A 26,666-nucleotide genomic window follows, 5' to 3' on the forward strand; every position below is an offset into this window, starting at 1 on the left:
CAGCCATAAAAAAGCCTCCCATTTCTTGTGTCCAAGAAATGGGAGGCAGTTCAATTCTACCTGGGGCTTCATTGCTATTCACTACCTTTTGTGACGTGCCGCATTAGACCCTCGGCTACTCCCACTCGATGGCTTTGGTTCTGTCGTCCCGTCATTCCAGTTGCACCCAGTTTCCGGCATCGACACGGAACGCGTGCCGCCGAATGACGCGATGTCGCGTTTCGTCGGCTTCGGGGACAAAAGCTGGGACAACCTCAAAAACTTTTTTCAAACTCAGGGGTTTGAGTTTTTGTTTTTGTCCCAAAGGGCGCGGCGGGCCGCCTTTGGAGGCTCGATGGCGCCGAAAACGCCCGTTTCGAAACTCAACCGCCCTTCAGCCTGCAAGCCGCCAGCTGCAATCGCAAATGATTGGTCGCGGGCGGTTTCCAACGCGATTCCAAATCCGCAGGTCAGGCGACTGCGCTGCTGACAGGGAAAGGGAGTCGTATCAGGCGGCTTGCCCATGAGTCGACGATGAGGCCTCCACCGAATGTCGAGAACATGCTGGTAAAATAGGCCATACTTTTTATGACAGGAGACCGAGCATGGCCGAACCCCACGATAGGAAGCCGATCCTCACGATCGAGCAGCAGATAGAGCACCTCAAGCAGAAGGGCGTAGCCTTCGAGCTGTGTTCCGAGGAAGAGGCCGCGGACTACCTGCGCGACAAGTGCAACTTCTTCAAGCTCGCATCCTACCGCAAACTCTTCTCGAAATACGAGGGAGGCCCGCGCGACGGCCGCTACGTAGACCTCGACTTCGGCCAGCTGCGCCTGCTCGCGGCGCTCGACCAGGAGCTGCGCCACGCCCTGCTCGGCATGACGCTCGACATCGAGCACTTCCAGAAGGTGACACTGCTTCGCGAGATGGAGGACCGCGGAGAGGACGGCTACGCCATCGTGGCCGACTACATGGCATCGCTTACCACTGCAAACAGGGAGTACCGCCTGCGCGAGCTCAAGATGAGCGGCCGCAGCCCCTACAGCTCGAGCCTCTACGCGAAGTACTCCGGCGACATGCCTGCCTGGGCCTTCCTTGAGCTCACCTCGTTCGGCACCCTCATCGACTTCGTGCGCTTCTGCGCCAGGCGATGGGGCGACAGGCGCCTCGAGGCCTCCCACTACGACCTCAAGCGCGTGAAGTCCGTCCGCAACTGCGCCGCGCACGGCTCGTGCCTGATCAACTGCTTCGCCGAGAGGGGCGCCGCCCGGGGCTCGGCGTCCAGCGGCGTCTCCCGAAGGGTCGCCGCCGTGGGGATTCCCAAGGCGACCAGGAGGAAGTGGATGGGGAACACGGCCATGCAGGAGGTCGCGACCGTGCTCGTGGCGCACTCCGGCTTGGTACCCGAGGGCTCCTCGCGCTCGCGCGCCGCATCCGAGCTCGCCGAGATGTTCGCCAGGGCCGACGGCGAAACCGAGGCGCTGCCCGACAAGGGGCCCGACGCCGCAGCTCGCTCCGCGCTCGAGTTCCTTCGCAGGTTGACAGAATCGCTCGGGTTGGTAGAATAGCCTGCAGATAGCAAAACCTTCACGGTTTTAGGGGCGGACTTGCGCAAGCGACTCTGCCCTATTTTTATATTCACTCGCTATAGGAGACGGGTGATACCTGGGTCAATGACAGAACTGAGAAGCCCGGAATAATGGAGCCAGTTAGAAACCCTCGGGTTTGCGGGGCGGGATCGTGAGAGCGACTCTGCCCTATTTTTTCCTCCGTCTGCCCCAACCAAGTAGTTCGAAGATAGCCTGTAGGTGTCCTCATGGGCGCCTTTTATCTTCAGGGAATCAGTCGCTCGTTCATGAACGCAGCCATCGGCCGCTTCATGAACGAGCGACCGGCTTGACCTAGATCGAACCGCCTTCATCTCCGTCTAGGCGCCGGCAATCAACATCGTAAATCCGCGCGTGCTACAATGCGGGCACCAGAGATGAAAACACAGTCCCCGTCGGGTAGTCGTGGGCGTGCGGGAGTCCGCATCAGTAACCTGCCTCCTTGGTTGTCCCTTCTCTGCATGGCCATCTACATAAAGGAGGAACCAGCCATGCAGATCAGCGTGTCGTCCACCCTGACCGTATATCACGACGGCCGGTTTTGGGTCGGGCTGGCGGAGCGCGTCGAGGACGGGAGGTACGGCGTCGCCCGCATCGTCTTCGGCGCGGAGCCGTCCGATGAGGAGATCCTGCGATTCGTTACAAGCAAATGGGCGAAGCTCGCGTTCTTCGGTGACGATCCGTCCGAGGCGAGCGAGCCCGCGAAGAACCCCAAGAAACGCGCCCGCGAGGCGGCGAAAGCACTTAAGCAGCCGGCGATGAGCACCAAGGCGCAGCAGGCGCTCGCGAATCAGCGGGAGACGATGAAGCGGGAATCGGCCCAAGCAAGAAGCCAGCGTCGCGCGGACGAGACGGAGGCGCGCTTCGAGCAGCGAAAGCTGAAGCGCAAGCGGAAGCATCGCGGGCATTGATCGCCATTTGCAGCAAGCCTCATACAGAAGCGGTGTCGGTTCCATTTGAACCGACACCGCTATCTATTGCGTCGCTCGTTTCGCTAAATCAACTTTATAGGATGGCGGATTACGGTCTTGAGCTTCTCCGGCGCGCACTTGCGCGGGTCGGAGAGGTAGATCTCGTGATGGAGACGGGATTCGGAGAAATCGGGGGCGTAGCCCTCCTCCGCTGCAAATGCGCGCATGGCGTCTATGGTCGCCGGCTCGCCGTCGTAAGGCCCGGTGTGCATGCACTGAACGCAAAGGCCCTCGCCGACCCTCAGCAGCTCGACCGCCGAGAAGTCCAGCTTCTTCTTGGCGGCAGCTTCCGAAACGGCCCAATCGAAGTCCTCTCGGGTGACGAAATCGGGCGGGCGGATGTTCGGCATTTTGCCGCTCCAGCAGCGCCTCGTTTCCCACGTCGTCGTGAAGCGAGTGCCGCCGAGTGACGCGTCTGCTACGGAACAATCGCCTTGTAATAGGCGCCGAAGTCTGCGAGCGAGTCTATAACGGGCATCATTTGCCGGCCGAGCTCGGTGAGCCCGTACTCAACGCGGGGAGGGTTTTCACCATAGTCGTGGCGAAAGACGAGGCCGTCATCCTCCAGCTGGCGCAGGCTGTCGGTAAGCACCTTCTGAGAGATGCCTTCAAGGTCGCGGCGCAACTCGTTGAAGCGCCAGGGCCGCTTGCGCAAGTTGCGAATGATGAGCAGCTTCCACTTGCCGCCGATGAGCGCCACCGCCGTCGCTACCGGACACTCCGGAAGTTCCTCTTTGGCCATCACGGGAGGCCCTCCTTCTTGATCGTGCCGGTTTCACAAAAAAGTACGTAGTTACATATAAGTGCGTACTCGCTTTTGCATGCACTATCACGTGAAATATAGCTCAAGCGGGATATGCCCGCAAGGCAAATCGGTTCTCTGAGAGAGGAAATACTATGGTTAACTACGCGAAGACCAGCACTGGTGACGAAGGTCGCGTCGAGCTGCACGAGGCGCTCGGCCTCACCGGGGCAGAGGTGAGCATCAACAAGCTTCCCGCCGGCGCCGACGTTCCGTTCGTCCATGCGCACAAGGAAAACGAGGAAATCTACGGCGTGCTCGAGGGCGCTGGCACGGCCACCATCGACGATGAGGATATCGAGCTTGCAGCCGGCGACTGGCTGCGCATCTCCCCCGCTGCGCGCCGCAGGTTCCGCGCCGCGGCCGACTCGGGCATCACCTACGTCTGCATCCAGGTCAAGCAGGGCTCCCTCGGCGCCTTCACCGCCGACGACGCCATTATGTGCTAATTCTGATTCGGGAATACGGCAAGGCTACTAACCCCATCTTTGAGGTGTTCTACCTTGACAATGCCCACGGTATCATCGTCGTTGTCTCTGCCTTTTGCAGGGATGGGTTTCTCCGATGCGTTCTTGCCGTATATCCGCACGAAGCTGGGCATTGCTGCGCAAAACTCGGGCCCTGCCGGGTTTTCGCTTGACGCAAGGCCGTGTTCGAGGAGCAGAAGGCCCGCATGGAGTTGGAGATACGCGCCGCCTGCCCAGAATGGGCCTACGCTTAAGATGAGCTACGGGAATCGTGGCGACTTGACACCGCTCGCATGCCTCCTTCGGAATAGGCGCCGAGCAGCTCCTGTGCATGGGCGAACTCAGGCCCTCGCCTCCAGCCGAGCAGGCGGTTGACGGCCAGATTGCCCTGGACGTTGTGGACGAAGAGCAGGAAGGCGTCTTCGTGCGAAAGCCCGGTCTTCTCCATGATCGAGGGAACCATTTGCTCGGTGCCGCGCTCGACGACGTGCTGTGCCACGCGGGCATACGCGTCGTCATCCAAGTAGAGCAGATAATAGTCCTCGTTTGCCGGCGGGCGCTGGCAGAGGGCCCCCGCTTCCGTTCCTCCGAGTGGGGGTGCCGCCGCCAGGGCCTCGTCGATAAGCGCGTCGAGCAGCGCGAACTTGTCCTCGTAGTGCAGATAGAACGTGCCGCGGTTGATATCAGCGCGGCGGCAGATGTCCGCCACCGTCATCTTCGCGAAGCCGACCTCGGCAATCAGCGCGAAGAACGCCTCCTGTATGACCGAGAGGGTGTAGCGCCGCCGGCGGTCGATCTTGGTTTCTCCCATCGCCTCTCCAATCTGAGTCGTTTGACAATGTCCAGTAGCTGTTCGTTTATCGACAGGTGCACGCGTTTGTTCATTGCCCCTGCGAAAATCAACAAGGATACTGTTTATAGACACCTGTTTATTATAGCTGAAAGGGAGCACGGATGACCCTGTGCGAGAAGCTCGGCATCGGGCTTGTCAGCCGATCGTTTTCCCATTGGGCCGTCTATCGAAACGGCGGCACGTCATACGATTTGAGCGATTGCGAGCCTGCTGCTTGCAAGCAAGATATCGAGGCTTTTGCCCGCAAGGTGGGGGAGGCTGATTGCGTGTTTACGGGAGAGGCAGGTAGGCAGGCGTTATGAGCATCTGCATCAAAAATCAGATTCAGAATATGAATATCGTCATCGGCTGCACGGTGGGGTGTCCATATTGCTATGCCCGTAACAATGTGAAACGTTGGCATATGATCGACGACTTCGCTGATCCTGCGTTCTTCCCGAGCAAGCTCAAGATGATGGAAAAGAAACGCCCGCAGAACTTTCTCCTTACCGGCATGAGCGATCTCTCCGGGTGGAAGCTGGAATGGCGAGACGAGGTATTTGCAAAGATCCATGAGAATCCACAGCATCAGTTCCTGTTCCTGACCAAGAGACCCGATTTGCTGGATTTAGATACCGACCTGGAAAACGCATGGTTCGGCGTTACGGTGACGAGGAAAGCGGAGCTGTGGCGTATCGACGCCCTTCGGAAAAACGTCAAAGCAAATCACTTCTTCGTTACTTTTGAGCCGCTATTCGACGATCCCGGTACGGTCGACCTTTCCGGAATCAACTGGATCGTCGTCGGTACCATGACCGGGGCGCAGAGCAGGAAGGTTCATACGGAACCGGAGTGGGCATGGTCTTTGACGGACCAGGCGCACGCGCTTGGCATTCCAATATTTATGAAGGAAGACCTCGTCTCTGTCATAGGGGACGAAAACATGATTCAGGAATTGCCGGAAGAATTCGAAAGAGTGCTGGAGGTGCAGAGAACATGGCGGAAGTGATCGATGGAATCCTCATCAATGAGGTGGATGCAAAGAACATCATGACCAAGTCCAGCCTGCCGGTAGGCGGCTACTCGGTCAATCCCTATGTAGGCTGCACGCATGCCTGCAAGTATTGCTATGCCTCCTTTATGAAGCGCTTTACCGGACACAAGGAGGAATGGGGCACCTTTCTTGATGTGAAGCATTGGCCGGAAATCAAGAATCCGAAGAAATACGCTGGACAGCGGGTGGTTATCGGTTCTGTGACGGATGGCTACAATCCACAGGAGGAGCGATTCGGGAATACCAGGAAACTCCTGGAGCAGCTGATTGGCAGCGATGCAGATATTCTGATCTGCACAAAGTCCGATCTTGTGGTACGGGATATCGATCTGCTGAAGAAGCTTGGACGAGTGACCGTTTCATGGTCGATCAACACGCTGGATGAGAACTTCAAGAACGATATGGACTCCGCGTCGAGCATCGAGCGTCGTATCGCTGCTATGAAGCAGGTGTATGACGAAGGTATCCGTACGATCTGCTTCGTGTCCCCGGTATTTCCCGGCATCACGGATTTTGAGATGATTTTTGAGCGAGTAAAGGATCGGTGCGATTTGTTTTGGCTTGAAAATCTCAATCTTCGGGGTGGTTTCAAAAAAGCGATCCTGGATTATATCGCCGAGAAACATCCCGATCTCGTACCGCTTTACGATGAGATCTATAACAAGCGCAACCGTAGCTATTTTGAAGCGCTTGAAGTAAAAGCCGAGGAAATGGCCAAGAAGTACGATTGCCCCTTTGTGGACAACGAAATGCCTTATGGCAGAGTCCCCCAGGGGCATCCGGTGATCGTGGACTACTTCTATCACGAGGAAGTCCGAGGGTCGGATAATAGCGGAAAAAGAAATCGTTAAACGGAAACCGACGACGATTCGCTCGAGCGATTAGCGTCCACGCGTGGCTTCTGCCGATTGGCGCAACGGGCGACGGATTAAGGGATCGCTCGGGCGGATGATCCCGCTGCAGTACAGGCGGTCGCTCAATTTAGCGGCATGAGCGTTTTCGCACGGAAAACCAGTATCCCCTGTGCCGAGTTTAATCGTAGCGAATACAATGGGCACTGAGCATCAATCGAAAGTAGTCGATGGAGATGGATATGCAGCTGGCAACCGAGCGGCTGATACTGCGCCCATGGGCCGAAACGGACGCAGAGGACCTATACAGATACGCGAAGGACGACAGGGTGGGGCCGATTGCCGGCTGGCCGCCTCACTCGAGCGTTGGCGACAGCGCCGAAATCATCCGCACCGTGTTTTCCGCGCCGGAGACGTACGCCGTTTGCCTGAAGGAAGACAACAGGGCCATCGGAAGCATAGGGTTGATGATTGGCGCGCGGTCCGACAAGGAGATTCCGGACACCGAGGGGGAAATAGGCTACTGGATCGGCGTCCCGTTCTGGGGCAAGGGGCTGATACCGGAGGCGACTCGAGAGCTCGTCCGCCATGGTTTCGAGGACTTGAAACTGGACAAAATCTGGTGCGGATACTTCGACGGGAACGAGAAATCGAAACGCGTTCAGGAAAAATGCGGCTTCACCTGGCACCGCACCCGCAAGGATGTCTGCTGCGAGCTGATGGGCGACACCCGCACAGAGCAGATCACATGCCTGACAAGAGGTGATTGGCTGAGCCAGTCTAAAGCTTGATATGCGACCTGGGTTCTGCGAGCAGCTCGCAAACCCCAGGTCGCAAGTCTTCGTCAGCGGTGAGCAAAGTGAGTGGTCTCAGGTGGCTTGCCTATGGGCTGGCGCGCAGGCTGGGGCTTCGCCATTGGCGCGGTCGTTTCGTGTACTTGCCTTTTCGCGCAGCCTATGATTTAAAATAATTGGTTTTCCGCAAGGAAGGCTTCCAAGTGCCGGGGACGTTTTCCCCAGCTTTTTCTTATCCAGTTGAGCGCACTTGCCGTCCAGGCCGTCAGATAACGAAGGCAAGCAACATAGTCATTAGGATCGTTCTTAAATGACTAGTCGTTAAAGAACGTCCCCAACGACTAACTAGCCGCGGAAGCGGGCTATGGGCGCAAGTGGCTGCTCGCGAAAGACGCGCTCGACAGCGGCGCGGTATTAGTCAACCTTTTTGGTCTTGCGTACGAGCTTGTGAACGGTAGCAGGGTCGGCGAAGACGCATTTGGCGTAGAACCACCACTCCTTCAGTACCACCTTGGAGAAAGCCGGGGCTCGAACAGTGCCATGATGAGCGAAATCCTAAAATCGCCCATCCTCCCAGAGCTTCTAGACGAAATGGCGCGCTTGGTTCGGCTTACTGACAAGAGAGACGATATAAAGGAGGCCGTCGTTGCCGAATACGGGGAGGAGCTCGTCGACAGGGCCCTTAGGTATTGCGACGACTTTGTCGCACCCGGGCTCGACGCGCCTGAGGAAGAGCTCCGGGAGGCGGAAGCGATCAACGAGGCCGTTTTCGAGTCGGCCGGGGTGTCGCCTGAGGAGCGGCCGTGATTCATCGAGGCGGCGGCGATCAGCAAGGCCATCGACGACTGCTACGACGAGGAAAACCGCCTGGTTCGAGACGAGAGCGCAAGTCGCTATATGGTTCAGAAAAGGTTCGGGGAAATCGTCGAGTTGATTGCGCCCTCGCGTTTTACAAAATAGAGCACAAGGCCCTTTAGCTCGACTTATTGCTAATTGAGCCAGCCGCTCGTCCATCCCAGCTTGCCCAGACGGCCCTCCCGCAGTCTCTGTGTCCCAACGGATGGGTACCATTTATCCGGGTGCACCTGGGGCAACGGGCTGGCAGGCCCGCGCAAGGTCGCTCGCAGAACACGCAACATCAAACACGACAGAAGAGGCGAACGACAGATGCCGGACCCCGGACGACAGCACCGCGGAAGAGAAGTAATCCAACCAAAACTGAATAACTCCAGCTACTAGGCAGGCGCCCGCATGGGCGCCTTTTACTTTTCAGGGACTTAGCTGCGAGCTAAGGCATGCGGCTCATGGCCGTTTCGTGAAGGCCCGACCACCTCGACCCACCTCGACCCGTCCCCGCTCCCGCCGTGCTCGCCAATCGCCATCAGGCGGTTCAATCGTCGCGCAGACGAAAAGGGACGCTGTGCCGCGCGGCGTGCCCGCACGGTGCCGCACGGGAAGATTGGAGGAACCATGGCACGCACAGCCGAATGCGCCGCGCCCGAGGGCGACCGGGCCCGCGACGAGTGGATGACGGTGATCGAGATGCAGGAGTACATGAGGGCGAGCCGAAACAAGGCATACGACCTCATCTGGTCGGGCGAGGTCGACTCGTACAGGCTCGGAAGGAAGCTCCTGGTTTCGAGGGCGTCCGTGGACGCCTACATCGAGTCGAGGAGCGGCAGGAAATGACGGCGGCGACCGCCCCGGGAGCCGCCCGCGGCCGGGCACGCGAGGGAGCCTCGAGACGAAAGGAGCTCGAGGACGACCATGACCAAGAGCACTAGCAGGAGCCAGGTGAGGCTCATAGCATCGACCAACGCGATATTCGGAGCCGACGAGGCGTGCGCGATGCTGCGCATAAGCTGCGACGCCATGTACTGGCTCGCCCCCCTTGCATTCACCGCCAGCGCATGTTATAAGGTTATTGGTGGCTCATTGAGCTACCTCCAAGTGCCGGGGGAGTCCCCCGGCTATTTTTTTATCCATTCCCTTAGGAGTCCCCATTGGCTAAGGAGCTCAGCATCTTCGTCGACGAGAGCGGCGACCGTGGCGGCAAGGCTCGCTACTATCTGCTCACGCTCGTCTTTCACGACCAGGCAGACAGCATCGCCGAAGCGGTCACGGGCTATGAGGCCAAGCTCGCTAGGGCCGATCTCCCCAATATCCCGTTCCACTCCGAGCCCCTCATGAACGGGCACAAGGATTATGAGTTTCTTGGCATCGACCAGCGCAAGGCCATGCTCGCCTATTTCTCCTCGTTTGTCCGCAGGCTTCCCATCTCCTATACAACGTTCGTCTACCGCCGCAGTCAGTTCGAAGACCCGGCAAGGCTAATGGAGCGCATGGGGCGCGACATCTCCTCCGCCATGGTTGAGCACTTGGACTTCTTCCAGTCCTTCGACGATGTGAAGGTCTATTACGATAACGGTCAGGACATCGTCAAGCAAGCGCTCGACCGCTCAGTGGGCAAGGTTCTCTCAAAAGGGGTAGTCCGACGCCGCAAGACCTCGATGACCGACTACCGCCTCGAGCAAGCGGCGGATTATCTCTGCACCATCGAACTCGCCTTGGTCAAGTACGAGGCCAAGGAGAACGGTGAGACGTACAACAAGTTCTTCGGAGGTATCGGCTCTTTCAAGAGGAGCTGGCTCAAGCAAGCCCGCAGCAAGCGGATATAGGCGGTTCCGCAACCCCACAAGGAAGCGATCGCCTCTCCTTCGGCGAGGAGGCAGACCGCTGGCGAGAAACCCCAGGCGACGAGCTTCGGGCAGTGCAAGCAAGAGTATCGCGGGCACTGATTACGGTAGCGACTCCTATATTGCAACAGGCGTAGTTTCAATTGAAACTACGCCTGCCACCGGGTGCTATAACGTTATACAGAACGTACGTTCTATTCCCACTCGATGGTCGCGGGCGGCTTGGACGTGATGTCGTAGCATACGCGGTTGGCGCCGGGAACCTCGGCCACGATGCGGCCGGAGATGCGAGCCAGCACGTCGTAGGGCAGCTTGGCCCAGTCGGCGGTCATGGCATCGCTGGACTCGACGGCACGCAGGATGATCGGGCGCTGATAGGTGCGCTCGTCACCCATAACGCCGACGGACTTGATGTCGGGCAGGACCGCGAAATACTGCCAGCAGCTGTGCTCGGAGTTGCGCTCGCCGGTCTGCTCAAACAGACGCTGGTTGTAGGCGTCGAGCTCCTCGCGCACGATAGCGTCGGCATTCTTGAGAATCTCGAGCTTCTCCTTGTCGACCGCACCGATGATGCGGATGGCCAGACCCGGGCCCGGGAAAGGCTGGCGGAACACGATATGACCCGGCAGGCCAAGCGCCAGACCAAGTGCGCGGACCTCGTCCTTAAAGAAGTGGTCGAGCGGCTCAATAAGGTCGAAGTGCACGCCCTCGGGGAACGGGATCAGGTTGTGGTGGCTCTTGATGGTGGCCGTCTTGCCACCCGTCTTGCGAGCGCCGGACTCGATGATGTCGGGGTAGATGGTGCCCTGAGCCAGGTACTTGACCGGCTTGCCATCGATCTCAAGCTGTTGCGCCACGGCGAAGAACTCTTTCCAGAACTGCGTACCGATGATGCGGCGCTTCTCCTCGGGCTCGGTCACGCCGGCCAGAAGCTCGGCATAACGGTCCTCGGCGTGGACGTGGATAAAGTCGACGTCAAACTGCTTGGTGAAGACCTCCTCCACCTGCTCGGGCTCGCCCTTGCGCAGCAGGCCGTGGTTGATGAACACGCAGGTCATCTGCTTGCCCACGGCACGGGCGCCCAGTGCAGCCACGACGGAGGAATCGACACCGCCAGACAGGGCCAAAATCACGCGGTCGTCGCCGACCTTCTCGCGGAACTCGGCCGTCATGGTCTCGACCAGGTTGTCCATGCTCCAGTTGGGCTCCAGGCCGCAGATCTCAAACAGGAAGTTGCTCAGCAGCTGCTGACCGTACTCGGAGTGCTTGACCTCGGGGTGGAACTGCGTGGTGAAAATCTTGCGCTCGACGCACTCCATGGCGGCAACCGGGCACACGTCGGTGCTGGCGGTAACGGTAAAGCCCTCGGGCACCTCGGACACGGCGTCGCGGTGGCTCATCCACACGGTTTGCTCCATGGGCGTGGAGTTAAAGAGCTTGGCGCCGGCAGTACGCGTAATAGTGGCACGGCCGTACTCGCCCACCTCGGAGTGACCGACCTTGCCGCCGAGCGTCACGGCCGTGATCTGATGACCGTAGCAAAAGCCCAGGACGGGAAGGCCCAGGTCAAAGATGGCGGGGTCGATGGACGGAGCGTCCTCGGCGTACACGGAGGCCGGGCCGCCGGAAAGGATGAGCGCAGAGGCGTTCATCTCGCGAATCTCATCGGCCGAGATGTCGCAGGGAACGATCTCGGAATACACGTTGAGGTCGCGGACGCGACGGGCAATGAGCTGACCGTACTGCGCACCAAAGTCGAGTACGAGGACCTTTGCGGAAGCCTTTTGATCCATGGTTTCCCCCTCCTGTTGGCGGGGAGCCGGTGCCCGCCCGCGTGAATGAACGAAAATAACCTCCATAGTGTACACGTTATGCTGGGTTTCTCGTCCCTCGCAGCCATCAGCGCACGGCAAACGCACGACCATGGCCCCTATTTGACGGCATTTGAAGTGTTACCAAACGTTACAGATGATGTAATACGTTTGAACATTCGTCGCCCTGTGCCACAATACTGCCGAACGACTCCGCCTCTGTGGCGGCAAATACGATAGGAATACCAGCATGAAGCGCATCCTTCTCATCGCCACGGGCGGCACCATCGCATCGACCGAGGACGGCAATGGCCTCTCCCCCGCCCTGACCGGTGAGGAGCTCGCCCAGAGCGTCCCCGAGATCTCGGGCCTCTGCGAGCTCGACGTGGTGCAGTCCATGAACATTGACAGCACCAATATGCGCCCCAGTGACTGGATGCGTATCCGCGACGTCATCGTCGAAGGCTATGCCGACCACGACGGCTTTGTGATCCTGCACGGCACGGACACCATGAGCTACACAGCAGCGGCACTTTCCTATCTGATTCAGGACAGCCCCAAGCCCATCGTACTCACCGGCTCGCAAAAGCCCATGGGCAACCCCTTTACCGACGCCAAGCTCAACTTGTACCAGAGCCTGCTCTATGCGCTCGACGAGCACTCGCACGACGTCTCGATCGTGTTTGGTGGCGTCGCCATTGCCGGCACGCGTGCCCGCAAGCAGCGCACCATGAGCTTTAACGCGTTCATCAGCGTCAACTATCCGCCCATCGCCTATATCCGCAACGACCGCATCGTGCGCAACGGGCTTCACGGCACGCATCAGGGCGAAAACCCGGTGCGTTTCTACGACAGTATCGACCCGCGCGTGTTTGTCCTTAAGCTGACGCCCGGCGTGAACCCGGGTATCCTGGACGCCCTAGCCGATAGCTACGATGCTGTAATTCTTGAGACCTTTGGCATTGGCGGTATCCCCGAGTTTGGCGAGTCAGGCGAGTCGTTCCAAGAGGCGATTTTCCGCTGGGTCGATTCGGGCCGCACCGTCGTTATGACCACGCAGGTCCCCGAAGAGGGCCTCGATTTGGGCGTTTATGAGGTCGGCCGTGCCTACGCCGATCATCCAGGCATTCTGCGCGGCGACGACATGACCACCGAGACGCTCGTGGCCAAAACCATGTGGGCGCTCGGCCAGTCACGTGATGCGGCAGAGATCCAGCGCCTGTTCTACAGCCAAGTCAACCACGACCGCGTCCCAATGGCGTAATTCAGTTGTCGACGGGTATCCCCTATTCGATACCCTCGAGAAGCTCTGACACCGTCATGCCGAGTGCGGGCGCGATCTTAAATAGAACCTTGAGCGTGAAATTTGCCGTCCCATCTTCGATTCGGTCGAGGTAGGGTCGGCTGATTCCTGTCGCCACACAAAAATCAACCTTGGAGATACCAAGGTCCCTGCGTGTCTCTTCGACCCGCCTGCCAAGAATCTGTTTCGCACGTTCGTCCATGCAGCCGAGTTTGAAATGGAGCCGAACATAAACGTAAACTATAGTTTACGTTTTCCCGAATACACAGGAGTTTTCTATGTCGGGTTCTTCGGTCCGCATGTACCGAGCCACGCTTCGCACAAACAGCGCGCCGCCCAAGCTCGTCGTCGTTGAAGCTGAATGTCTTTCGCCCGATGAGCGCACAGCATTTGCATTGCTATCAAGTCGCGTCTCCGCCGTTCTGGTCCCTTGCCCGGCGCAAGGTGAACTTGCCATCCAATGCCAGGCGCACAGTTGCTCGCTCAATCAGGCTGCCGTAATCGCAACCAGCCAACGCGGCCTGCCGCTCCTTTTAGAAGCCGGTATCGCACTCGCCCTTCGCGGCGCCGGATACGAAAACGAGGCCGCCGCCGATGTAGTCTTTCAACCACGATCGAGCGGCGGCCTCGCAGCAGCCATTGAATATGCGTGCAGGCTCGTTGCCTAAAAGGACAAGCTAAAAGCCCAAGCCAAAACCCGTTCCGGTAATCGCCGAGTACATAAAGTAAACGTTGATCACGTTGAGGAACACACCCGTGATGCAACCGTTGCGCAGGTAGCGCTCGCACGTCAGACGTGCCATCACAGCGGAGTCTTCGTTGTTCTTTGCTTGACGACCGGCAGTAAAATACGTCGCCACGCTCAGCAGCAGGTTGAGCACCGGCAGTGCCAGCAGCTCGTAGCTCTTGCCCCAGCGCGTCACCTCGCCGGCGGCGTTAAACTTCGTTGCCACCTCGGGACCAATGTTGGGGATCACAAACGCCGCTACCACCAGCGGAATCACCGCAAGCACCAGCAGCGCGATACCCATGTAGCCGGCTTTTTTACCATATTTAAACATGCACGTCGTCCTTACACGTTAAAGCGGAAGTGCACGACGTCGCCATCGGCCATGACATAGTCCTTGCCCTCGATGCGCAGCTTGCCGGCGGCCTTGGCGCCCTGCTCGCCGCCGAGCTCGATGTAGTCGTCATAGCCAATGACCTCGGCCTTAATAAAGCCGCGTTCAAAGTCGGTGTGGATGACGCCAGCGGCCTGCGGGGCGGTCGCGCCCTGACGAACCGTCCAGGCCTTGACCTCCATCTCGCCGGCCGTAAAGAACGACTGCAGGCCGAGCAGTTTGTAAGCGGCCTGCGCGAGCACGTCCAGACCGGGCTGCTCCAGGCCCAGGCTCTCCAGGTAGTCGGCGGCGTCCTCGGGATCGAGCTCGGAAAGCTCGGCCTCGATTTTGGCGCAGATGGGCAGCGGCTTGACGCCATCGATGGGCGCCAGGTCGTCGTTGAGCATATCCTCGTCCACGTTGGCCACATACAGGATGGGCTTCATGGTGAGCAAGAACAGGCCCTTGGCAGCGGCGCGCTCCTCGTCGGTCATCTCCATGGATGCGGCACGCTTGCCCTCGTTGAGCCAGGCAAGCAGACGCTTGGCCACCTCGAACTTGGGCATGAGCTCCTTGTCGCGCTTGGCCTCCTTCTCGAGCTTGGGCAGCTGCTTCTCGAGCGTGCCCATGTCGGCCAGGATGAGCTCGGTCATGATGGTGTCGGCATCGCCGGCGGGATCGACGAACTCGCCCGTGCGGCCCACCTCACGCATGACGTTGGGGTCCTTAAAGTAGCGCACGACCTCGCAGATGGCATCGGTCTCGCGGATGTTTGCCAAGAACTGGTTGCCCAGGCCCTCGCCCTCATTAGCGCCCTTCACCAGACCTGCGATGTCGACGAACTCGACCGTAGCCGGCACAATGCGGCCCGGGTTGACGATGTCGGCGAGCTTTTGCAGGCGGCTATCGGGCACGTCGACGATACCCACGTTGGGGTCGATCGTGGCGAACGGGTAGTTGGCGGCAAGGCCGGTCTTTTTGGTAAGCGCGGTGAACAGCGTCGACTTGCCCACGTTGGGCAGGCCCACGATACCGATGGAAAGGGACACGACAGCTCCTTTTGGTACAGGTACTTCAAACTGCATAAGTATAGCGCCGCCGTGGCATCTGGGCGAACCCGGACGCCACGGCGGCGCAAATGAAGCAGAGATAGGGGTCGCTGACTAGTCTGCGAGCTTTTCCACCTGATCGAGCATCTTATCGAGCTTGGCCTTTGCCTCGGCCTTGACCTTCTCGGCCTCCTCGTGGGCCTTGGCCTTCTGAGCGGCCTTTTCCTCAGCTTCGGGATCGACGACGACCAGATGGGACGCGTCATGCTCAACCAACTTGAGCGCATGCTCGGGGCACACCTTGACGCAGGCACCGCAGCCCAAACAATACGTGGACTCCAACGCAAAGCGGCCGCTTCCCACCAGATCGCAGGCAAACGTGGGGCACACGTTGACGCACTCGCCGCACGACGTGCACTTGTCAAAATCGCATTCCGGCGTGCTCACCTGCATGTTCTGGGCAAGCTCGGGATGGTTTTGCAGCGTCGAGAGTACCAGCTGGCGCCCGTGCGTAAGCGTACGGCGACGCTTGGTCGTCGTGGTGCCGCACATGGTGTTGAGCGTACGCTCCAGCTGGGTAATCTGATGGCGATGGGCCTTGAGCTTCTGCGTCACCGAGGCCAGCGCCGCCGTCGCCGGGTTGAGCTTGGTCACGGTAAGGCCCGTGGTGCGGGCAATCTTATCCATGTACTCCTTGCGCTCGTACTCGCGGCGCTTATGACATTTGAGGCTCTTGGGGTCGACCTCCAGGCCCATGCCCGTGCCGGCCCACTCCTCGGCAGTGGCGATGGCCTCGCCCAGAATATCCTCGCCACCGGTGTTGCGGCACTTATCGCACACGCCCAACGGCAGGTACACGCTCACGTTGGGATAGTCCGCCAGTACCGAGAACCAGGTCTCGGCCGTAATATCGCCCACGCAGGCAACGACGACCTCGTTCTCGCGCGGCATGCGCTTGAGGGCGCGCGTGCAGGTGACGTAGGCGGTCTCGTGGCTCGTAGCTGCCGAGACAATGTCGTCGTAGACGTTTTTGGGCGCCAATCGCGGCGAGATGATCGCCTCGGTCGGACAGGCAGCGGCGCACAGGCCGCACTTGCGACAGGTATCGAGGATCTCGATGGCGTCTTCCTCGACCTCGATGGCGTCCACCGGGCACACGTCCATGCACGCGGTGCAGCCGCTCTTCTCGTTTTTGCAGGTCAGGCACGGAATGGTGTTGCCGCGCGGACGCTCCTTATAGTCGGCAGGATTCCACTGCGGCGCCGATGGATCGAGTGCATCGGTCACGCCGCCAAGCGGGTTTTTAAGAAAGTCGAAACCCTTGCTGATCTCGATAATGTCATCAAATAGATCGTGTTCCTGCGCCATGCGCGGCCCCTCCCTGAGCAGTGCAAACAAGCAAGAGATAATGATACGCTATCGGCCCACGCCTCGGGCAAATTACACGCGGAGCACCTTTGAGGCGAATAGCCTATGGCCTATCGCCGCCCCGATTGCACAAGGTCGATCAAGCGCCAAGCTATGCCTCGCACATGAGCTGCACGAGCTTTTGTTTGGTCACCTTGGCCTGCTCGTTGGCTATGTTACGCTCGTTTCTAAAGGCCGCATTTGCAACACCCTGCAGGTCGGCATCGGAAATCTCGCCAAGGCCCAGCTCCTCGAGCGTCGTCGGCAGACCAACGCGCTGGCAAAACTCGAGCACCTGATCAAGCTCGGGCGCACGCTCCAAACGAAGCTGAACCACCAGGCCAAATGCCACGGCCTCACCATGCATGGCCTTGCACTCGGGCAGAATCGTTAGACCGTTGGCGATGGCATGCGCCAACGCCAAGCCACCGCTCTCAAAGCCGACGCCCGAGAGCAGAATATTGCACTCGATCAGGCGCTCAACCGCCGGCGATGTACGCCCCTTTTTGAGATCGCGCTTGGCAGCGACACCGCACTCCATAAGTGTGTCATAGCAGGCACGGGCCGCAACCAGGGCCAAGTGCCCCGGCGCGCCACCGTGCTCGTTAGCGCCGTGCGCCGCGGCACACGAACGCGCCTCGAAGTACGTTGCCAGTGCGTCGCCCATACCAGCGACCGTCATCCGCAGTGGTGCTGCCGCAACCACGTTGGTATCAACCACGACCAGATCGGGATTTTTGTCGAGTATCAAGTAGCGGTCGAACGACCCATCCTCGTGATACAGCACCGAAATCGCACTGCACGGGCCGTCCATCGAAGCCGCCGTGGGGCATACACACAACGGCAGCTCAGCATAAAACGCTACTGCCTTGGCGATATCGAGCATCTTGCCGCCGCCAATGCCCACCACCATGTCGCAATACTCGGCCTGGGCTTCCTGAGCCATTCCGACAACGGCCTCTTCCGTACACGGACCGTTATAAATCTTAAAGAACGGCTCGCTTAGATCTTCGTCCAGAAATCCATCGACGATCTGCCTGCACAGCCGATCCTCGGTGCCCTGGTCAAACAAGACATAGGCAGCGCAGCCCAACCATGACAAATACCTGCCCTGACGCGAAAGTTCGCCCGGCCCCTGAACATACCGGCCGGGACCGCCATAAACCATAGGAAGCGCCATACGAGAATCCGCCCTTCATCAAACAACAACTGGTGCAAAGTAACCTGACCCCTTTGCACCATAGCAAAAGGGGCAAAGCCATCTGTTGGCTTTGCCCCTTCCTTAGCTTGATTTACTCATCCATGAGATAGTAGTGGCCCAGCGCGTCGGCACCCAGGATGGCGTTTGCGACCATCTCGGGCGTCACCTCAAACGGCATGTTGCACATGGTGTCCTCGGGCGCGCAAGCGGCCTCGGCAACGACCATGGCCTGCTCGCGCGTAACCTCTGCAACGCCAAGCTCCTTCATCGTGACCGGCAGGCCCAGCTCAATGCAGAAGCCCAAGACTTCCTCGAGTTTCCCAGTCGGAGCATCCTCGAGTACCAGCTGGACGATGGTGCCAAAGGCGACCTTCTCGCCGTGATACATGCTGTGGCACTCGGGCAGCATCGTCAGACCATTGTGGATGGCATGAGCAGCAGCAAGGCCCGAGCTCTCAAAGCCAATGCCCGAAAGCAGCGTATTGGCCTCGATGATGTGCTCGACGGCAGGCGTGAGCGCACCCTTCTCCAGCGCGACCTTGGCCTTGACGCCATCGGCCATGAGCGTCTCGTAGCAGAGCTTGGCGAGCGCCAGGCCGGCCATTCCGCCCTTGCCGCCGGCGCAGGTGCCGCCGTCGGCATCGTGCGTTGCCTGAGCCTCGAAATAGGTTGCGAGCGCATCGCCCATACCGGAAACCGTCAGGCGCACCGGGCTCGCCGCGATAACCGTCGTATCCATAAGGACGATATTGGGGTTTGCCTTAAGGAAGAGGTACTTGTCGAACTGGCCGTCGTCGGTGTAGAGCACCGAAAGTGCCGAGCACGGTGCATCGGTCGAAGCGATGGTGGGGCAAATGATAACCGGAGACTCCAGGTAATAGGCGACGGCCTTCGCGGTGTCGAGGATCTTGCCGCCACCGACGCCGACGATGATGTCGCAACCGTTGTCGCGAGCGAGCGCAACCAGGCGATCGACCTCGCCCTTGGAGCACTCGCCGTTAAAGTCCTCAAACAGCAGCTCGGCCTTAACCTCGGCAAAGCCGCCCTCGATCTTGGCACCGACGCGCTTCTTGCCCGAAGGCGTCACGATGACGAGGGCCTTAGCGCCGAGCGGCTCGACATAGGAGCCGAGCTTGGCGAGCTCGTCCGGACCCTGGATGTACTTGCTGGGGCTATTGAAAATTGCAGCCATAACTATCCCATTCTCTAAAAAAGAAAGGGGCCCCGTACGGATACGTGCGGAGCCCCTCGTTACGATAACAAGAGTCGATTAGAAATCGATGTCGGTGTCGTAGTAGCAGGCCTTGAGGATCTTCTCGAAGTCAGCAGCCTTGGTCTCACGCGGGTTCTCGGGCGTGCAGGCGTCCTGCTCGGCGTTCGCGGCGATCTCGGGCAGCTTGGCGAGGAACTCCTCCTCGGAAACCATCTGCGGGTTCTCGGCGTCGACCTTCACGCCACCATTCGCGTAATCCTTGATGGACTGCGGAATGTTGAGCTGGTCGTTGAGGTCGCGGATCTTCTGGACGAGCGCAGCGATGAGCTCCTCGTTGGTCTCGCCGGGAAGGTGCAGGATCTCCTTGGCCACGTAAGCGTAACGCTCGGCAGCACGGGGATCCTTGGAGTTCCACTGGATGACCTTGCCCAGGTACATGGCGTTAGCGGCACCGTGGATGATGTGGCCGTTCTCAAAGGCAGCACCGGTCTTGTGAGCCATGGAGTGAACGATGCCAAGCAGGCCCGAGGAGAAGGCGATGCCGGCGATGCACTGAGCCTCGTGCATGTGCTGACGGGCCTCATGGTCGCCAGCATAGGACTTGGGCAGCCACTCGACGATCTCGCGGATGCCGTGCAGAGCGTTGGCGTCGGTGAACATAGAGGCGAAGGTAGAAACGTAGGCCTCCATGCAGTGGGTCAGAGCATCCATGCCGGTGTGAGCGCACAGCTTGGCGGGCATGGTGTAGGTGAGCTCGGGGTCGACGATGGCGACATCAGGGGTGATGTTGAAGTCGGCCAGCGGGTACTTGATGCCCTTGGCGTAGTCGGTAATGACGGAGAACGCGGTGACCTCGGTAGCGGTACCGGAGGTAGAGGAGATAGCGCAGAAATGAGCCTTCTGACGCAGCTCGGGGAAGCTGAACGGCTGGATGATGTTGTCGAAGGACTCCTCGGGATACTCGTAGAAGACCCACATGGCCTTAGCGGCATCGATGGGCGAGCCGCCGCCGATGGCGATAATCCAGTCGGGCTCGAACTCGCGCATGGCCTCGGCGCCCTTCATGACCGTCTCGATGGACGGGTCGGACTCGACGCCCTCGAACAGCTTGACCTCGAAGCCGCCCTCTTTGAGGTCGGCCTCAACGTCCTGCAGGAACCCGCCACGGCGCATAGAGCTGCCGCCAGAAACGATGATGGCCTTCTTGCCCTTGAGGTTCTTCACCTCGTGGCGAGCGCCCTCACCAAAGTACAGATCGCGAGGATTGGTAAAACGTCCCATACTGTGCCTCCTAAACAAGCCCCTCTTAGACTTGCGTATATAACGGAGCACCCAATTGGCTCCGTTAGGACCGGTTTGCGCGTTGCCGGCGATGACAATGCGCGATGTCTAAACGTCTCAACGCTCAGACAAACACTATTTTACCGTTCTGGTTGGTCAGTTATTCACCTAAAGACGCCAATGATGAAACGTTTTTTCTATCCCTGAAGACCCTTGTGCGGCATTCATACTCCCAAGCTGGGCAAACGTTTTATCAAGGTTGACTACATATCCCGGGCAGGACGGTGCCCCTCCAAAATATGCACCGTTCGCCGCCAAAAATCGACCGTTTGCGGCACCGTGATACCACTCGGTCGTCCAAGGTGCCGACATTTGTGCGACATCCGTCTTCGTGGTGCAAAGGTGCAAGTCCAAGTGCGGCACCCCCGGTGTGTCACATGCGGGTAAACTAGAACCTTATATAGAGATATTTGAACCCTAACCGCAGCAAAGGAGGCCCCATGGCATTCGATCCCATTCAAGAGGATTGCCATCGCCTCGTTCTTGAGGCCTTGCGCCGCGACAATATCCCGCTCACCGACGGTGCCGCCGTAGAGCGTCTGATGGAACAATTCACCCGCAACCCCGCACCGCTCATCGTGCACGACCGCGACCGCGCCGGGCACCTCATTGCCAAGGTAGTCGAGGCTGTCGACTACCGCATTCCCTTTATCCCTGACGATACCCAGGCCGAGCGGGAAGAGGCCGCTGCCGAGAACATGCTTCGCGAGGCAGCCGCGCTCGACCCCGCCAACTGGGATGCCCAGCGCATGCTGACCGCCCTCACCGCTGACTCCAACGAGGAATACGTACAGTACTTGGTATCCAAGTGCGATGAAGTCGAACACGACCTGGCGCTCAAGATCGCCTCGGCGCAGGACCCCTACGAGCGCGAGGCCGCAGGCGACCTGACCCGCCGTCCCTACCTGCGCTGGCTTGCCGCCTTGGCATCGCGCGCGCTCATTAGCGGCCGCTACCGCATGTCGCTCGAAGCCGCAAACCGCAGCCTCGACTTTGCCCCCAACGATCCTGCCGGCGTCCGCCACACCGCAATGCTCGCCATGGCAAAGCTCGAATACCCCGCTGAGGAGCTCAAGCGCTTTCGCTCTGCCCACTCCGTGCCGTACCTCGCGAATACCCCGCTGCGCCGCCGCCCCAAAGATGCGGAGCGTGACTTGGACCCGTGGACGCTCATCGCGCTGATGAGCGCTGCCTGGCGCGAGCTGGACTACGAGGGCGCCGAGCACTACTTGCGCATCCTTGCGCGCTCGTGTCCGCACGCAGCCGAGGCGCTCTACTTCCAAACCGAGTTTCCCGATGGCGTCTATGCCCGCGTCAACGTGGGTGCAGGCTCCACCGACGAGCTTGTCCTTGCGCTGTCCGAGGCGACGCCGGTACTGCAGGAGGGCCTGGGCGCCCCCGACAACGCCAGCTTTGCCGCCTGGGTCGCCACCAACGATATCGTGCGTTCCCAAATCGATGAGCGCATACTGCGGGCGGCCGAGCAGGGTTTGCCGTTTAAGGGAGGAGACCTCTAATGGATCCGAGCGTCTACATCCCCGCCTACCTGGAGCGCACCTATCTGGCGTCGCACCCCGAGCTCACCGATGCAGCACGCGAGCTTGTCCATAACGACATTAGTGCGAATCCCCAAAAGTATGCGCAGTCCGAGCATGCCCAGGCGCTGCTGTCCTATGCCGGTGTTCATCGTCACCTGCTCGACGAGCTCCATCGCATTGAGGACATGGGCAGCGACGAAGAGTTTGAGCAGACGCGCAACCGCCTGTTCGACGATATGCGAGATGAGCTGCTCAAGATCGTCCGCGTCGATGCACTGGCCGTCGACGCACAGCTGCTCGCCATCATCCTGGCCGACACGCCCGTCGACGCCTGCCTGGGCGACCTGATGAAGCTCGAGACGAGCACGGCCGACTACCTGCAACGGAGCGTGCCCGGATTTGATATGGAGGCCCCTCACTACTGGACCAATAACGTTTTGGCCGACGGTGTCACCGCAGCGGACCTTACCGTGAGCGAGCCGGCCCTTATCGGATGGCTTCACACACTCGAGGCCATCTCGCAGCTGTGCATGGCGAGCGCTCGTTACCGCGCCGCCGCCAACTATGCTCGCCGTGTCCTTAAGGCGGAGGGCTATCCCACCCGGGCCGCCGGCACCGTACTGCTTGCCCTCGCCCGCTTGGAAGACCAGGACGGCTTTTTTGCCCTGGCGCATCAGCTCGAGGAACAGATGGGGGCTGACGCGCTCGAGAACTCTCCTTGGTATCTGCTCGCCCGCACGATTCTGCTGTTCAAAACAAACAAGATGCGCCCGGCGACACGCGCGCTGCGCGAGTTTGCCAACCGTTGCGAGGGCGGTGCGTTCTTCTTGCTGAACCCCATGTACCAGACACCGTACCTTCCCTGCCGGCCCGAGCCACACGATCCCTGGGATCTTTCGCACCAAGCCGTTTGGGAAGCGGACGGTATTATCTCGGACACCCCCGACTTTGCCCCCTGGGCCAATGCCTGCGAAGACGTTTCGCAGCTTGCCCAGGATTTTGCGCGCCGCTACGGCTTTTAGCGACGCGATCGCCCCGACCATGTCATCTATGTTAGGAACGGCTTCATGAACCTCCGCTCATCTCTTGCCTGCACCTCGAGCGATATCGCCCGCTGGGGGCTGCGCTCCGTCCTTAAGCGCCAGGGCGGCGTACTCCCCGGCCGCATCGCCATGAAGATCGACCCCGAGCTGCTGAGCGACCTCGCCGGCCTTGTCGACCGCAGCGTGGTGATCACCGGTACTAATGGCAAGACCACCACCTCCAACCTCATCGCCGACGCCGTTGCCGCCAGCGGCGCTACCGTGGTGTGCAACCGTGCCGGCAACAATATGGAGCCCGGTGTGGTGGGTGCTCTGCTCGAGGCGCGCGGCGGCCTTAAGCACACCAGCAGCGGCAAGCGCGTGGGCGTTTTTGAATGCGATGAGCTCTACACCGTGCGCGTCCTGCCCAAGCTCAAGCCAACGTACTTTGTGCTGCTCAACCTGTTCCGCGATCAGCTAGACCGCTACGGCGAGATCGACCACACCCAGGAGGTCATCGCCCATGCGTTGGAGCTCTCTCCGACGACAACGCTCATCTACAACGCCGACGACCCGCTGTGCGCCTCGATCGCCGCGCGCGTCCCCAATACGAGCATCGCCTTTGGCATCGACGGCGCCACGGGCACCGAGTCCGACCGCATTAGCGACTCGCGTTTTTGCTCGCAGTGCAACGCCCCGCTGGAATACGACTACGTGCAATACGGCCAGCTCGGCGCCTACCATTGTCCCTCGTGCGGCTGGGCCCGCCCTGCGCTTGTCCGTCGCGTGACGGGCGTTGAGCTCGGCTGTGACGGCTACGGCTTTGACCTGGCCTTTGGACCCGAGGCCAACGCGCCCGCCGTGCACATCGCCACGCGCTACAACGGCCTGTACATGGTCTATAACGTCGCCGCCGCCTTCTTTGCGGCGCACGAGCTGGGCGTGGACGCGGCGCATCTGCAGCCCACGCTCGATGCCTACGTGCCAGCAGGTGGTCGCATGGGCCGTTGGGATATTGCCGGCCGCACCGTCGAGGCCAACCTGGCCAAGAATCCCGTGGGCTTCGATCGCCAGATCCAGTCCATTAAAACGGCAGGTGGCAGGCTCTGCGCCTTCTTCCTAAACGATAACGATGCCGACGGCCACGATGTCTCGTGGATCTACGATGTCGACTTCGAGCGCATCGCCGACACGCCGGGTCTTGTCGCCTTTGCCGGAGGCACGCGTGCGCATGACATGCAGGTACGCCTCAAGTACGCCGGCATCGATGCCGCGATTATCTCGGACGTCGCGCAGGCGATCGGCGCCGTGGCAGACGAGGCCGCCGATGACACCTTCTACGCCGTCGCCAACTACACGGCCTTTCCGCCGCTGGTCAAGGAGCTCGACGGGCTGAAGGGTGCCGATGCAACCACGGTTGCCGCCCACGCTGCAACATGCGCCGATGGCAGTGCCGTCCCCGTCGGCGTCGCGCCGGTCGAGCTCTTGCGCCCGCTGCGCATCGTCTATCTGTACCCCGATGCCCTCAACCTCTACGGCGACGGCGGCAATGTCATCGCCCTCGAGCGCCGCTGCGCCTGGCGCGGCATTCCCGTGCGCGTGGACGAGGTCCGTATGGGCGAGACGCTCGATCTGCATGATGCTGATATCGTCATGATGGGCGGCGGCTCCGACCGCGACCAGCTAGCCGTGGCACACGAGCTGCTCACCCAAAAAGACAAGGTCGCGGCCTATGTTGAGGATGGCGGCTCGCTGCTTGCCATCTGTGGCAGCTATCAGCTGCTCGGCCGTTCGTACTATATGGGCGACGATCGCATTGAGGGTCTGGGCGTCATTGCCGCCGAGACTGTGCGCGGCTCCGACCGCCTGATCGGCAACGTCGCCGTCAAGACTGACCTGGCACCCGAGCCCTTTGTGGGATTCGAGAACCATGGCGGCCGCACCCTGCTCGATACAGAGGCCACGCCGCTCGGAACGTCCGTCGTCACGAGTACCGGCAACAACGGCGACGATGGCTTTGAGGGCCTCATCTACAAGGGCGTCATCGGCACGTATCTACACGGACCGGCACTACCCAAGAACCCCGAGCTTGCCGACTGGCTCATTACCCACGCCCTCGAGCGCCGCGGCGATGCGCAGGCCACAGCCCTGCTGCCGCTCAAACCCCTCGACGACACCTACGAGCACGCCGCCCACGACGCCGCGATGAAGCTCCTCCCCTAACGCCCCACTACCACAAAGGGGACAGGCACCTTTGTGGTAGTTTTGACCCGTCACAGCGTTTGTCTCAATCTGTAACATCTAGACCGTTAAAAGTCGTCTTGCTGTTACAGATTGAGATATTCGTCCCGACGTCTGCCTTTTGTCTCGATCTGTAACAGGTAGAGCTGATTTACCCGCTCAGATATTACAGATTGAGATATTTGAAAATCGGGATAGAAGCCCGCTCCTGTGTGGTGGTTTTCCAGTTTGCCAACGATATACGCGCCGGCAAAAAAGTCTGCTATACTCTTTCCCGCTGTCCCCATCGTCTAGCGGCCAAGGACGCCACCCTTTCAAGGTGGATATCGCGGGTTCGAATCCCGCTGGGGGCACCAACTCAAAAATGTTCGAACCCGCCGGATGTAAGGTCCGACGGGTTCGTTCTTTTTGCCGTTATAAAATGAAAAGTACTCAATGCCCTTGCGCTAGATAAACAGCTCGCAAACTTTTCGATCAGAGCAGGCTTTACTCAACATCTTGGTAGCCGCAGAGAGCATGATGGGGCTTACCGCGCGAGCGGAATGCGGACACACGGCAACGCAACGCATGCAAGAGATACAGGCCTTTTTGTCCACCCGCTTGGGATCGTCTTTGTCGATAGCGCCAACGGGACACGCTGTGGCACAAGCCCCGCAGGCGGTGCACTCCTTTGTGGTCTTAGGTACCATACCGGCGCCCCCGGTCTTCTTATAGGGACGATTACCCGGAATAGCCGGCTCAGAAGCATCTCCTGCAGATATCTTTTGCTGAATCTGATCCGCAAACCCAGCGAGCTGTGCCGCGTCCTGCGCATCTGGTCTGCCGGCGGCAAACTGGCGAACAATAGAATGCTCGGCGATGGCAGAAACCGCCGCGATCACCCGAAAACCCGCGCCCTTCGCCGCGTCCTCAAGCTCGACCAGCGTGTCCTCATACGCGCGATTTCCGTAAACACAAACCAGAACCGCTCGTGCATCGTTCCCTCGCACCATACCCAAGCGCTCCACGGCCACAGCTGGGACTCGCCCGCCATACGAGGGCACCGCGATTACGGCTACATCCTCTTTTGTCATCGCAACCGTGCGAAACCCCAGCCCGCTATCGGCCAGATCCACAGCAACGGTTTCTCCATCCAACGCATTGGCGATGTAGCCAGACACCTTTTCTGTTCCACCCGTCGGGCTAAACACGATATCGAATACCCTCATCGGATAATCCTCCCCTATATGAACAAACGCCCGAAACGTCCGCATGCCCAAAATAAGTTACAACTTTCAAGATGCCCCGCGCGAAACGCTCGCTCAGCTGCAAGTTCAAAGCAGGTCCGAGCAACATAAATCAGAACCACCCTTAAAAAGGGTGGTTTGCTCTTAGGGTATAACCCACG

General features: G+C 59.8%; 27 protein-coding genes, 1 tRNA gene and 1 pseudogene. 16 read left to right on the forward strand and 13 right to left on the reverse strand.

What is annotated here, in order from left to right; translation table 11 throughout:
- Positions 1-584 precede the first annotated feature (584 nt).
- A complete protein-coding gene (locus DWY05_RS09090; RefSeq protein WP_075844146.1) occupies positions 585-1,547 on the forward strand; it encodes an Abi family protein in 963 nt (320 codons plus the stop codon).
- A 530-nt stretch (positions 1,548-2,077) separates the two neighbouring features.
- Entirely contained in the window at positions 2,078-2,497 is a 420-nt protein-coding gene (locus DWY05_RS09095; RefSeq protein ID WP_233504027.1) for a YjdF family protein, read from the forward strand.
- An 83-nt stretch (positions 2,498-2,580) separates the two neighbouring features.
- Here the strand turns inward: DWY05_RS09095 and DWY05_RS09100 are convergent.
- Positions 2,581-2,898, reverse strand: a pseudogene (locus DWY05_RS09100) (GyrI-like domain-containing protein); the annotation flags it as partial.
- Between the two features lie 77 nt (positions 2,899-2,975).
- Entirely contained in the window at positions 2,976-3,302 is a 327-nt protein-coding gene (locus tag DWY05_RS09105) for a helix-turn-helix domain-containing protein (protein ID WP_117820992.1), read from the reverse strand.
- Positions 3,303-3,454: 152 nt separating this feature from the next.
- Between DWY05_RS09105 and DWY05_RS09110 the strand changes: the two genes are divergently transcribed.
- The gene (locus DWY05_RS09110; protein WP_117820993.1) at positions 3,455-3,808 is read left to right on the forward strand and encodes a cupin domain-containing protein; all 354 of its coding nucleotides are present in this window, start codon (positions 3,455-3,457) and stop codon (positions 3,806-3,808) included.
- 268 nt (positions 3,809-4,076) lie between these two features.
- Here the strand turns inward: DWY05_RS09110 and DWY05_RS09115 are convergent, their stop codons facing one another.
- Positions 4,077-4,637 (reverse strand): TetR/AcrR family transcriptional regulator, encoded by a 561-nt coding sequence (locus DWY05_RS09115; protein WP_117820994.1) that lies wholly within the window; start codon positions 4,635-4,637, stop codon positions 4,077-4,079.
- 143 nt (positions 4,638-4,780) lie between these two features.
- On the opposite strand from DWY05_RS09115, the gene DWY05_RS09120 reads away from it, so the two are divergent.
- From DWY05_RS09120 to DWY05_RS09150, 6 genes are all read left to right on the forward strand, one after another.
- The gene (locus tag DWY05_RS09120) at positions 4,781-4,981 is read left to right on the forward strand and encodes a hypothetical protein (protein WP_117820995.1); all 201 of its coding nucleotides are present in this window, start codon (positions 4,781-4,783) and stop codon (positions 4,979-4,981) included.
- Positions 4,978-5,667, forward strand: a complete 690-nt coding sequence (locus tag DWY05_RS09125) for a radical SAM mobile pair protein A (protein ID WP_117820996.1) — start codon at positions 4,978-4,980, stop codon at positions 5,665-5,667. The genes DWY05_RS09120 and DWY05_RS09125 overlap by 4 nt, the downstream gene beginning before the upstream one ends.
- Positions 5,655-6,563 carry a radical SAM mobile pair protein B gene (locus DWY05_RS09130; RefSeq protein WP_117820997.1) on the forward strand — a complete coding sequence of 303 codons (909 nt, stop codon included), beginning with the start codon at positions 5,655-5,657 and terminating at the stop codon, positions 6,561-6,563. Before DWY05_RS09125 ends, DWY05_RS09130 begins: the two co-directional genes overlap by 13 nt.
- Before the next feature lie 242 nt (positions 6,564-6,805).
- On the forward strand, positions 6,806-7,354 hold the full coding sequence (locus tag DWY05_RS09135) for a GNAT family N-acetyltransferase (protein ID WP_117820998.1): 549 nt from the start codon (positions 6,806-6,808) through the stop codon (positions 7,352-7,354).
- Between the two features lie 543 nt (positions 7,355-7,897).
- Positions 7,898-8,164: a hypothetical protein gene (locus tag DWY05_RS09145; protein ID WP_117820999.1), complete on the forward strand. Its 267-nt coding sequence runs from the start codon at positions 7,898-7,900 to the stop codon at positions 8,162-8,164.
- Between the two features lie 663 nt (positions 8,165-8,827).
- Complete coding sequence (locus DWY05_RS09150) at positions 8,828-9,046, forward strand: helix-turn-helix domain-containing protein (protein ID WP_006234628.1); 219 nt, start codon at positions 8,828-8,830, stop codon at positions 9,044-9,046.
- Here the strand turns inward: DWY05_RS09150 and DWY05_RS09975 are convergent.
- Complete coding sequence (locus tag DWY05_RS09975; protein ID WP_158558699.1) at positions 9,016-9,231, reverse strand: hypothetical protein; 216 nt, start codon at positions 9,229-9,231, stop codon at positions 9,016-9,018. The two genes, DWY05_RS09150 and DWY05_RS09975, sit on opposite strands and share 31 nt — an antisense overlap.
- Before the next feature lie 129 nt (positions 9,232-9,360).
- On the opposite strand from DWY05_RS09975, the gene DWY05_RS09160 reads away from it, so the two are divergent.
- Positions 9,361-10,035 (forward strand): DUF3800 domain-containing protein, encoded by a 675-nt coding sequence (locus DWY05_RS09160; protein ID WP_117821000.1) that lies wholly within the window; start codon positions 9,361-9,363, stop codon positions 10,033-10,035.
- Between the two features lie 212 nt (positions 10,036-10,247).
- Here the strand turns inward: DWY05_RS09160 and guaA are convergent, their stop codons facing one another.
- Complete coding sequence (gene guaA / locus DWY05_RS09165; protein WP_117821001.1) at positions 10,248-11,846, reverse strand: glutamine-hydrolyzing GMP synthase; 1,599 nt, start codon at positions 11,844-11,846, stop codon at positions 10,248-10,250.
- 268 nt (positions 11,847-12,114) lie between these two features.
- Here guaA and DWY05_RS09170 point away from each other — a divergent pair, with 268 nt between their 5' ends.
- Positions 12,115-13,128: an asparaginase gene (locus tag DWY05_RS09170; RefSeq protein ID WP_117821002.1), complete on the forward strand. Its 1,014-nt coding sequence runs from the start codon at positions 12,115-12,117 to the stop codon at positions 13,126-13,128.
- A 22-nt stretch (positions 13,129-13,150) separates the two neighbouring features.
- On the opposite strand, the gene DWY05_RS10280 is transcribed toward DWY05_RS09170, so the two are convergent.
- Complete coding sequence (locus tag DWY05_RS10280; RefSeq protein WP_035136926.1) at positions 13,151-13,369, reverse strand: helix-turn-helix domain-containing protein; 219 nt, start codon at positions 13,367-13,369, stop codon at positions 13,151-13,153.
- Between the two features lie 76 nt (positions 13,370-13,445).
- Between DWY05_RS10280 and DWY05_RS09180 the strand changes: the two genes are divergently transcribed.
- Entirely contained in the window at positions 13,446-13,835 is a 390-nt protein-coding gene (locus DWY05_RS09180; RefSeq protein WP_117821003.1) for a hypothetical protein, read from the forward strand.
- Positions 13,836-13,844: 9 nt separating this feature from the next.
- Here DWY05_RS09180 and DWY05_RS09185 read toward each other — a convergent pair whose 3' ends face one another.
- The 6 genes from DWY05_RS09185 to DWY05_RS09210 form a co-directional block, all read right to left on the reverse strand.
- A complete protein-coding gene (locus tag DWY05_RS09185) occupies positions 13,845-14,228 on the reverse strand; it encodes a DUF1648 domain-containing protein (protein ID WP_117821004.1) in 384 nt (127 codons plus the stop codon).
- An 11-nt stretch (positions 14,229-14,239) separates the two neighbouring features.
- Positions 14,240-15,316 carry a redox-regulated ATPase YchF gene (ychF, locus tag DWY05_RS09190; protein ID WP_035136922.1) on the reverse strand — a complete coding sequence of 359 codons (1,077 nt, stop codon included), beginning with the start codon at positions 15,314-15,316 and terminating at the stop codon, positions 14,240-14,242.
- Positions 15,317-15,430: 114 nt separating this feature from the next.
- Entirely contained in the window at positions 15,431-16,684 is a 1,254-nt protein-coding gene (locus DWY05_RS09195; protein ID WP_117837249.1) for a 4Fe-4S binding protein, read from the reverse strand.
- A 151-nt stretch (positions 16,685-16,835) separates the two neighbouring features.
- A complete protein-coding gene (locus DWY05_RS09200) occupies positions 16,836-17,903 on the reverse strand; it encodes a glycerol dehydrogenase (RefSeq protein ID WP_117837250.1) in 1,068 nt (355 codons plus the stop codon).
- Between the two features lie 112 nt (positions 17,904-18,015).
- Entirely contained in the window at positions 18,016-19,116 is a 1,101-nt protein-coding gene (locus tag DWY05_RS09205) for a glycerol dehydrogenase (RefSeq protein ID WP_117837251.1), read from the reverse strand.
- Positions 19,117-19,194: 78 nt separating this feature from the next.
- Complete coding sequence (locus tag DWY05_RS09210) at positions 19,195-20,418, reverse strand: iron-containing alcohol dehydrogenase (protein WP_055251037.1); 1,224 nt, start codon at positions 20,416-20,418, stop codon at positions 19,195-19,197.
- 500 nt (positions 20,419-20,918) lie between these two features.
- On the opposite strand from DWY05_RS09210, the gene DWY05_RS09215 reads away from it, so the two are divergent.
- From DWY05_RS09215 to DWY05_RS09235, 4 genes are all read left to right on the forward strand, one after another.
- A complete protein-coding gene (locus tag DWY05_RS09215; protein ID WP_117837252.1) occupies positions 20,919-21,995 on the forward strand; it encodes a hypothetical protein in 1,077 nt (358 codons plus the stop codon).
- Positions 21,995-23,038 carry a hypothetical protein gene (locus tag DWY05_RS09220; RefSeq protein ID WP_117837253.1) on the forward strand — a complete coding sequence of 348 codons (1,044 nt, stop codon included), beginning with the start codon at positions 21,995-21,997 and terminating at the stop codon, positions 23,036-23,038. Before DWY05_RS09215 ends, DWY05_RS09220 begins: the two co-directional genes overlap by 1 nt.
- A 45-nt stretch (positions 23,039-23,083) precedes the next feature.
- Positions 23,084-25,261, forward strand: a complete 2,178-nt coding sequence (locus tag DWY05_RS10145; RefSeq protein WP_233511299.1) for a MurT ligase domain-containing protein — start codon at positions 23,084-23,086, stop codon at positions 25,259-25,261.
- A gap of 297 nt (positions 25,262-25,558) precedes the next feature.
- Positions 25,559-25,635, forward strand: a tRNA-Glu gene (locus DWY05_RS09235).
- Positions 25,636-25,725: 90 nt separating this feature from the next.
- On the opposite strand, the gene DWY05_RS09240 is transcribed toward DWY05_RS09235, so the two are convergent.
- Positions 25,726-26,487, reverse strand: coding sequence for a 4Fe-4S binding protein (locus DWY05_RS09240; RefSeq protein WP_117837254.1), 762 nt, complete (start codon positions 26,485-26,487; stop codon positions 25,726-25,728).
- Positions 26,488-26,666 lie beyond the last annotated feature (179 nt).

Source organism: Collinsella sp. AF23-4AC (assembly GCF_003462685.1).
Classification (GTDB): Bacteria; Actinomycetota; Coriobacteriia; order Coriobacteriales; family Coriobacteriaceae; genus Collinsella.